Source organism: Paraclostridium benzoelyticum (assembly GCF_001006285.1).
In the GTDB taxonomy this organism is placed as follows: domain Bacteria; phylum Bacillota; class Clostridia; order Peptostreptococcales; family Peptostreptococcaceae; genus Paraclostridium; species Paraclostridium benzoelyticum.
The window spans coordinates 1-9,850 of sequence record NZ_LBBT01000015.1 but is presented as its reverse complement, the minus strand read 5'-3'; the positions used below and the strand labels follow the sequence as shown (position 1 = coordinate 9,850).

At 28.8% G+C, this 9,850-nt stretch carries 6 protein-coding genes; 5 read left to right on the top strand and 1 reads right to left on the bottom strand.

Translation table 11 applies throughout. The annotated features are described in order from the left end of the window. Positions 1-63 precede the first annotated feature (63 nt). Positions 64-2,598, top strand: coding sequence for a bifunctional lysylphosphatidylglycerol flippase/synthetase MprF (mprF, locus tag VN21_RS00730; protein ID WP_046821577.1), 2,535 nt, complete (start codon positions 64-66; stop codon positions 2,596-2,598). A gap of 36 nt (positions 2,599-2,634) precedes the next feature. Here the strand turns inward: mprF and VN21_RS00725 are convergent, their stop codons facing one another. Continuing rightward, positions 2,635-4,083 carry an aminoacyl-histidine dipeptidase gene (locus tag VN21_RS00725; RefSeq protein WP_046821576.1) on the bottom strand — a complete coding sequence of 483 codons (1,449 nt, stop codon included), beginning with the start codon at positions 4,081-4,083 and terminating at the stop codon, positions 2,635-2,637. 142 nt (positions 4,084-4,225) lie between these two features. Here VN21_RS00725 and VN21_RS00720 point away from each other — a divergent pair, with 142 nt between their 5' ends. From VN21_RS00720 to VN21_RS00705, 4 genes are all read left to right on the top strand, one after another. Beyond that, on the top strand, positions 4,226-6,604 hold the full coding sequence (locus VN21_RS00720) for an endonuclease MutS2 (RefSeq protein WP_046821575.1): 2,379 nt from the start codon (positions 4,226-4,228) through the stop codon (positions 6,602-6,604). 11 nt (positions 6,605-6,615) lie between these two features. Continuing rightward, the gene (locus VN21_RS00715; RefSeq protein WP_046821574.1) at positions 6,616-7,065 is read left to right on the top strand and encodes a DUF523 domain-containing protein; all 450 of its coding nucleotides are present in this window, start codon (positions 6,616-6,618) and stop codon (positions 7,063-7,065) included. A gap of 70 nt (positions 7,066-7,135) precedes the next feature. Then, positions 7,136-8,836, top strand: coding sequence for an arginine--tRNA ligase (gene argS, locus VN21_RS00710; protein WP_046821573.1), 1,701 nt, complete (start codon positions 7,136-7,138; stop codon positions 8,834-8,836). 275 nt (positions 8,837-9,111) lie between these two features. Next, positions 9,112-9,850, top strand: a 739-nt coding sequence (locus VN21_RS00705; RefSeq protein ID WP_046821572.1) for a hypothetical protein, incomplete at its 3' end; no start/stop codon positions are given.

The window sequence follows — 9,850 nt, the reverse complement described above, 5'->3', positions numbered from 1 at the left end:
GATTTATATAAATATGTACAAGTTTATTACTAGTTATGTACAACTAAGGGAGGGATTTGATAAATGAATAAGCACAAATTATTTAAATGGATAAAAATAGTTTTTGCATTGGCAATTTTCATTGTAGTAATTAAAGAATTTAAAAATGTATTTGAATCCTTTAATATGGATGTATTTAAAAGATATGCAGATAAGTTAACAGTATCAAACATGTTAATAATAGCTTTATTAGGAATAATATCGTATTTACCATTAAGTTTATATGATTTTATACTTAAAAAAAGAGTTGGAATAAAATTAAACAACTTTAAATTATATAAATATTCATGGATAGCAAGTTCTATTGCCAGTATAGCTGGATTTGGAGGAAGTACAGCAATAGCTCTAAAAACTAATTTTTATAAAGATCATGTTAAAGATACAAAGTTATTAGTAAAAGAAATATCCAAGATAGTTGCTTTAAACCTTACTGGGTTTTCTATGGTTTGTTTTGTTTATGTAATAACAAACTTTGGACAAATAAAACTAAATCAATTTGTAAGTATAATGACAGTATTAATAAGTACTTATTTCCCTATATTATCAATATATTTAATATTTAAATTTTTAAAATCAACGGCAGATCAAAAAATAGATATAAAGGATGCAGCTATAATAATGATTATATCTGCTTTAGAATGGATTACTACAATATTTTTAATATATAGTACTATAAGAATTTTAGGAGAACCAGTTTCTGCTGCAAAATTCCTACCAATATTTGTTGTTGCAATTGTTGCGGCAATTGTGAGTATGGCTCCAGGAGGAATAGGATCATTTGATATAACAATGATACTTGGATTAGAAATGCTAAATGTGCCCTCAGAAAAAGTATTATTGGCCATGTTTTTATATCGTGTTTCATATTATATAATTCCTTTAATTATAGGACTTTTATTATATGCTCAAGATTATTTTAAAAATTTAAATGATGACATAAAAGATATAATAATGACAACTTTATCAAAAATCGCACATATAGGACTAGTATTGCTTGTATTATTATCAGGTGTCAGTTTACTAATAACTGAAGCAACTCCTGATTTGGCTCGGAAAATCTTTATAGTAAATAAAGTATCTAGTTTTTCGATAGTTCATATACCACAAAGAATATCTATAGTTATAGGATTCTTATTAATTGCAATGTCTAGAGTGATGATCTATAAATCTAAAGGAATTTATAAGCTAACACTGACATTAATAATTGGTGCAGTTGTAATTACTCTGATAAGGGATCCTTGGTATTATAGAAGTGCTTACCTAGCAATAGTTGCAATCTTATTATGGGTTGGTAAAAAACAATTTTATAGAGAAAGCTTCGTAATGAGATGGGGAGTATTTATACAAGATATAATCTTGCTATTATCATTCCAAGGTTTATACATTTACACAGTTTATGCAAATTTAAATGGGAAAATAGGAAAATTGCCTATTGCAAACTACAAGATACAATCTATAAAACATTATGGATTATCTTTACTAGGATTAAGTATAAGCGGACTTATAATTGCTATATTTTTATTATGGATGATTTATAAGATAAATAAAGACAATGACTTTCCTCGCAAACATATAGATGAATGTGAAGAAGATGTTAAAAATATAATTGGAAAATTTGGAGGATCTCCATTAATACACTATATTTATTTAAAAGATAAATTTGTGTATATAAATGAAAGTAAAGATGTTTTACTTCAATATCAAATATCAGCTGATAAGATAGTAATACTTGGAAATCCTGTAGGAAATAAAGAAAAAGTGCTTGAAACTATTGAGAACTTTTATAATCTAGCTGATTTATATGGATATTCACCAGTATTCTGTGCTATAGATAAAACTATGATGCCTGACTTACATGAAACTGGTTATGAGTTTATGAAATTAGGAGAAGATGGACTAGTGGACTTAAAAAACTTTACACTAGAAGGTAGAAAAATGAAAAGTGTAAGAAATGCACTTTCTAGAGTAGAAAAAGAAGCTTATACATTTGAAATTATACATCCACCATTTTCAGATGAGATGTTTAATCAATTAAAAGAAGTTTCAGATGAATGGTTAGGTGGAAGACAAGAGAAAGGATTCTATATAGGGTTCTTTGATAAAGACTATTTAAATAAGCAACCTATAGCTATAGTTAGAAATAGTGAATATGAGATAAAAGGCTTTAGCAATATAATGCCTATGTATGATAACAATAAAACATTATCTATAGACTTAATGCGTTTTTCACATGAAACATGTAATGGAATAATGGATTTCATATTTGTAAATTTATTTAAATGGGGAAAAGAGCAAGGTTATGAAAGGTTTAACATGGGGATGGCTCCTTTATCTAATGTAGGTAGATCAAAATATTCATTTTTATCAGAAAAAATAGCAGCACAAATATATTCTCATGGTCAAAACTTTTATTCATTTAAAGGATTAAAAAGATTTAAAGAAAAATATTGTGATATATGGGAAAGCAAGTATATGGCATATAGAAAGAAAACTTCGTTGCTTACAACTGCATTACAAATAATAATTGTGGCTGAAAAACCAATAGATAAATTAAAATAAAAAAACTCCTCTAATTTAGAGGAGTTTTTTATTTTACTACTTCATAGATTTTAATATTGCTACTAAGTAGTTCCATGTATTTTCAGTTGAAGATATGCTTAAGTGTTCATTTGGAGTATGTACATCGTACATATTAGGTCCAAATGATATAGCTTCAGCATGAGGTATCTTATCAAGTAATAAACCACACTCAAGACCAGCATGTAAAGCCATTATTATAGGGTCTTTACCTGTAAGATTTTTAAATGCTTCAACACATATTTTTTCTAATTGTGAACCTTTAGTATATTCCCAAGCTGGATAGTCACTAATTAATTGAAGACTTCCACCAAACTCAGATATTAAAAGATCCATTCTATTTGTTATATCTTCTTTAAGTGATTTAACAGAACTTCTAACAGCACACTCAAATGTAACTGAAGAATCTGTAGTTCTAACAACACCTAAGTTAGTAGAACTTTCAACTAGATTTTCTATATCCATACTCATAGTTTGAATAGCATTTGGTATTAAGTTAAGCATTTTTATAACTCTATTTTTAGAAGTAGAGTCAAGTATTGATTCAGGTGTATTAGTTTCAGAACATACTATTTCAAGCCCTGGATCAGAAGTGCTTAATTCATGTTTAAATGTATTAGTTATATCTTTTACGTGAGTTAAAAACTCATCTATTTGATCGTTATTAACCATTATTACACAATCAGCTTCACGAGGGATAGCGTTATTTTTAGAACCGCCTTCAACCTTTGCAATATCAAAATCAACATGTAAAGAATTTAAAAGTCTTCCTAATAACTTATTAGCATTTCCTCTTTGTTTTATTATATCCATACCTGAATGTCCACCAAGTAATCCTTTTATTTCTAATAAATAAGCTTTTCTAGGAGTTTCTGGTTTTACAAATTTAACTGGTAAAGTTGATAAAGCAGTTACTCCACCTGCACAACTTACTAATAGATAACCCTCTTCTTCTGAGTCTAAGTTTAATATGTATTTTCCTTTTACTAAACTACCATCTAATGCCATTGCACCAGTCATACCAGCTTCTTCATCAACAGTTACAAGAACCTCTAAAGCTGGGTGAGCTATATCATTAGAAGCAAGTATAGCAAGTCCCATAGCAACGGCTATACCGTTATCAGCACCTAAAGTTGTATCAGTTGCATATATATAATCTCCATCTATTCTTAATTTGATTGGGTCTTTCATAAAATCGTGATTAGTACTTTTGTTCTTCTCACAAACCATATCCATATGACCTTGAAGTACTACGCCAGGCGCATTTTCATATCCAGGAGTTGCTGGCTTTCTTATTATTATATTTAGACTCTCATCTTGAATAGTTTCTAACCCTAAGCTTTCACCAAAATTACGTAAGTAGTCACTTATAGCTTTCTCATTTTTTGATCCTCTTGGTATTTGAGATATCTCTTCAAAATACTTAAAAACTAAACTAGGTTGTAAATCTTTTAAAACACTGTTCATAAAAAACATCTCCTTGCTAAAAATTAAATTAAATTATATATATCACAAAATAGATTTGATTATGTATAATATATAAATAGTATAGTACAAAATTACATAAAATACACTTAAAATTTACATAAAAATTTCTTAAGGAGGAAGCATGAATAAAAAATCGTTGAAAATTTTAGAGTTTGATAAAATAACATCATTATTAAAAGAAAAAGCTTCGTCTTCTTTAGGGTTAAAATACATCAATGAATTAGTACCTAGTTCAGACTATGAAGAAGTCAAATATATGCTAGAAGAAACTAGCGAAGCTCAGTCTATACTTATAAAAAGAGGTGGAATAAACTTACAAGGCCTACATGATGTAGAAGACAAAGTCAAAAGGGCAAAAGTTGGAGCGTCTATAGATCCAGGAAGTTTATTAATGGTAGCAGATACTCTAAGAGTAGCTAGACTGTTAAACAATAACTTGTCTTCAAGTGAAGAAGAGGATTTTAATTATCCAATAATACAAGCATTATCAAGTGGACTATATACTTATAGAGAAGTAGAAGATAAGATATACAATGCTATAGTTAGTGAAGTTGAAATTTCAGATAGCGCTTCAAGTGAATTAAGATCTTTAAGAAGAAAAATAATACAAAAAAATCAATCTATACGTTCTAAATTAAATGGAATAATCAGTTCATCGACTTACCAAAAATACTTACAAGATGCAATTATATCAATAAGAGGAGATAGATTTGTAGTACCTGTTAAGGCTGAATATAGAAGTCAAGTATCAGGTATAGTTCACGATCAATCGTCATCAGGAGCAACTTTATTTATAGAGCCGATGAGCATAGTTGAGATGAATAATGAACTTAGACAATTTAGATTAAAAGAAAAAGAAGAGATAGAAAGAATACTAAGTGAATTATCAGCTATGGTTGGAGAGATAAGTGATGATATATTAAGTAATCAAGAAATTCTAGGAAAGATAGATTTCGCATTTGCAAAAGGTAAATTATCATTAGCATTAAAAGGTATAGAACCAAAGCTAAATAAAGAAAATTATATAAATATAAAAAATGGAAGACATCCTTTATTAGATAGAAAAAGCGTGGTAGGAAACGACATAAGACTAGGTGAGGAGTTCCATACATTAGTTATAACAGGGCCTAATACAGGAGGTAAAACTGTTACTATTAAAACTGTAGGTCTATTTGCACTTATGGTACAAAGTGGGTTACATATACCTGCAGATTATGGAACAAGTATGTGCGTTTATGACAATGTATTTGCAGATATAGGAGATGAGCAAAGTATAGAACAAAGTTTATCTACATTTTCATCGCACATGACTAATATAGTATCTATACTAAATGAAGTAACTGAAAATTCATTAGTAATATTTGATGAGTTAGGAGCGGGAACAGACCCTGTAGAAGGTGCAGGACTTGCAATAGCAATACTTGAAGATGTAAATATGGCAGGAGCTAAATGTATAGCGACTACTCACTACAGTGAAATAAAACACTATGCACTTACTAAAGAGGGTGTAGAAAATGCAGCAGTAGAATTTGACCTAGAAAACTTAAGACCAACATATAGATTGTTTATTGGAGTTCCAGGAAAATCTAATGCATTTGCAATATCTAAAAGATTAGGGTTAAGTGATTATGTAATAGATAGAGCTAAAGAGTTTATAGATACAGATACTATAGCTGTTGAAGATGTAATTCATAGCTTAGAAAAATCAAGAGTAGAAGCTGTTGAAGAAAGAGAAGAAGCTTCTAGATTAAGAAAAGAAATTCAAGAGTTAAAAGAAGAATATGAATCTAAGTTAGATAAAATAGCAGCTCAAAGAGAGCGATTATTAGAAGAAGCTAGGCAAGAAGCCTTTAGAATTACGAGACAAGCGAAAGAAGAGACAGAGGCTGTTATAAAAGAGCTTAGAAGATTAGAACAAGAAAGCATGTCTAAAGATAAAAATAGAAAAATAGAAGAATTAAGAAAAGAAATTTCAAACTCTATGGGTGCATTACAACCAAGTGTAAAAAATATGATAGTTCCAAAAACATCATCAAAAGAAATAAAAGAATTAAAGCCTGGAGATGAAGTAAAGGTAATAACTTTAAATCAACAAGGATCTGTAGTTACAGCAGATAATAATAAAAAAGAAGCTGTAGTTCAAATAGGAATAATGAAAATGAACTTGCCATTTAAATCTTTAGAAAAAGCTAAAAAAGATCCAAAGTCTACAGTTACAAAGGCTACTAGAAATGTTATAAAATCTAAATCTGGAAGAGTTAAAAATGATGTGGATTTAAGAGGTATGACTTTAGAAGAAGCTAGAGAAGAGGTAGATAAATACCTTGATGATGCATGTTTAGCAGGGCTTGAAAAAGTAACAGTTATACATGGGATAGGAACAGGAGTATTAAAAAGTGGAATAACTGAAATGTTAAAAAAACATAAACATGTAAAATCTCAAAGACCAGGTCAATATGGCGAAGGTGGTATGGGAGTTACAATAGTAACTTTAAAATAAGGAGATAAAAAATGATATTAGTATCAGCGTGTTTATTAGGAATAAACTGTAAATATGATGGCGATAATAACAACCATGAAATAGTTAAGAAATATTTAAAGGGCAAACAATTTGTTTTAGTTTGCCCTGAACAATTAGGTGGGTTAAGTACACCAAGAATTCCATGTGAAATTGAAAATGGAAATGGATTTGATGTTTTATCAGGTAAATGTAAAGTTAAAAATAAAGATGGAATAGACACAACAGAAAATTTTATAAAGGGTGCTAAAGAAGCTTTAAAAATAGCACAATTATATAATTGTAAAAAAGCGATTTTAAAGGAAGGAAGTCCGTCTTGTGGAAGTAATAAAATATATGATGGAACATTTACAGGAAAAAAAATTAATGGTCAAGGTGTTACAGCTGCAATCCTAAAAAATCAAGGAATACACATTATCAATGAGAAAGACTTGGAAAAGTAGACAGATACTTGAAAAAAAGTATAATTTGTTTTATCATAAAGTGTTATAAGAATAAGGAAGGAGTACTGATATGCAAGATTTTAAAATAGAAGTGGCCAAATCGTTAAAAGAAAAAATAGAAGATTTATCTTTAGAAGAAATAGTTGGGTTAATAGAAACACCACCTAATAGTGAGATGGGAGATTATGCTTTTCCATGCTTTAGATTAGCAAAGGTATTTAGAAAAGCTCCAAATATGATAGCTGCAGACTTAGCTGAAAGCATAGAAGCAAAAGATGCTATATCAAAAGTTGAGCCAGCTGGAGGATATGTTAACTTTTTCGTTAATAAATCTCAATTAGCTAAAAATGTTATTAATGATGTATTAACTCAAGGAAAAAAATATGGTCATAGTGAATTAGGAAAAGATAAGACAGTAGTTATAGACTTCTCATCTCCTAACATAGCTAAGCCTTTCCACATAGGACATATAAGAACAACAGTTATAGGAAATGCTTTATATAAAATATATGATTCTCAAGGATACAATACAGTAAGAGTAAACCACCTTGGAGACTATGGAACTCAATTTGGTAAGCTTATAGTAGCTTTCAAAAAATGGGGAAATAAGGAAGTTGTTGAATCTAATCCAATACCAGAATTATTAAAACTATACATACAATTCCATGATGAGGCTGAAAAGCATCCAGAAATGGAAGATGAAGCTAGAGCTTGGTTTACAAGATTAGAAAATGGAGATAAAGAAGCTACAGATTTATGGCAATGGTTTAGAGATGAAAGTTTAAAAGAATTCTCAAGGGTATATGACTTATTAGATATAGAATTTGATTCATATGCAGGAGAGAGTTTCTATTCAGATAAAATGGATAGAGTAATAGATATAATAAAAGATAAAGGACTATTAGAAGAATCTGAGGGAACAAATATAGTAAACCTAGAAGAATATAATATGACTCCAGCTCTTATAACTAAAAAAGATGGGTCAACATTATATATGACTAGAGACTTAGCCGCAGCACTTTACAGAAAAGAAACTTATGATTTTGAAAAGTGTATATACGTAGTTGGATCTCAACAAAGTTTACACTTCCAACAATTATTTAAAGTTTTAGAGTTAATAGGATTTGAATGGGCTAAAGATATGGTTCACGTTCCATTTGGAATGGTAGCATTAGAAGAAGGTACAATGTCAACTAGAAAAGGAAGAGTTGTATTTTTAGAGTCTGTATTAAGACAAGCTATAGAAAAAACAAAGGAAACTATGTTAGCTAAAAATCCAAATGCTGAAAATGTAGATGAAATAGCTAAACAAGTTGGAGTTGGAGCTGTAGTATTCCAAGAATTATCCAATAGTAGAATAAAAGACTATACGTTCTCATGGGAAAGAACTTTAAGTTTTGAAGGTGAGACAGGTCCATATGTACAATATACTCATGCTAGATGCTGTTCTGTTTTAAGAAAAGCTAATATGGATGTAACTGCAGATGTGGACTATAGCGTATTAAGTGATGCTGATAGTTCGGAAGTTTTAAAATTAATAGCATCATTTAATAATAGTATATTAGCATCAATGAGAAAAAATGAACCACATATAGTAACAAGATTTGTATTAGATTTAGCACAAGCATTTAATAAGTTCTATCATGATAGTCCTATATTAGTAGATGATGTAGAAGTTAAAAAAGCTAGAGTAGCATTGGTTGCAGCTACTAAACAAACTATAGAAAATGCCCTTGCTATATTAGGGATGGGTGCACCTGAAAGAATGTAGCAAATACGTGTTTGTCGAAAAATAATACTTTACATCTAAATTTGGGGTATTGTATAATTAAATTAAGAAATGGCTCTGAAATATGAGTTAATTAGAATTAAAAGATATATATGGAAGTAGAGTATATAAACACTATTCTACTCCCCCCCTACATTTACGGCAGCTAATAGCTGCCTATTTTTTTTAAAAATCAAAGCTATTATATTATAAAAGTATATCAAGTTAATTAATTGATAAAACTATAAGATAGTTTGTAGGTTAGGAAGGTAGTATCTATGAAAGAAGAGTTATTAAAAAAAGCATATATAAATGCATTTAGCATTGAGGATAAATATATAAAAAATATGATTATCTTGAATACTAAGTCTTTAATTGATGATTTAGCTCAGAGATATGTAAAAATAGATAAAAATAGATTGAGAGATGAATTACTTTATTATAGATTTTATGGCGAAAGGCTAGATGATATAAACATAGTAAACATTTTGTTACCAGTTATAATATCCAATACAAACATGAAAAAAAGTGAAGAAGAAGTTGTAAAAGTTATAAAATATTATGTATTGTATAATAAGAAAAATGAATATATGAATGATTTTTTAATTTCTAGTTTAATTTACAATACACTAATTCACTCTATTATAGAAAATAAAGATATAGAGTATGAAGAATTGATGCAAAAAATTAAATCAACAATAATTGAATTTACACATGATATGGAAAAAGCGGAAGTTATTAAATTTGAAATGAAAAGAATACAAGTAATTCAAAGTATAGATAGATATATAGATTTAAAGATAAAAGACTATGAAGATAGTGACATAATAAATAACCTATTAAATGTAATATATGATGTATACATAAATGATAGAGATACTCAAATACAAGGAATAAAAAGCATAAAAAAATCTATATTATCTATTTTAGGATTTGACATGAATGAGAACATAGATAACATAGATTTTATAAACTCTATGGCAGAATATATTATTAAACTTAGAAAATATAAAATAA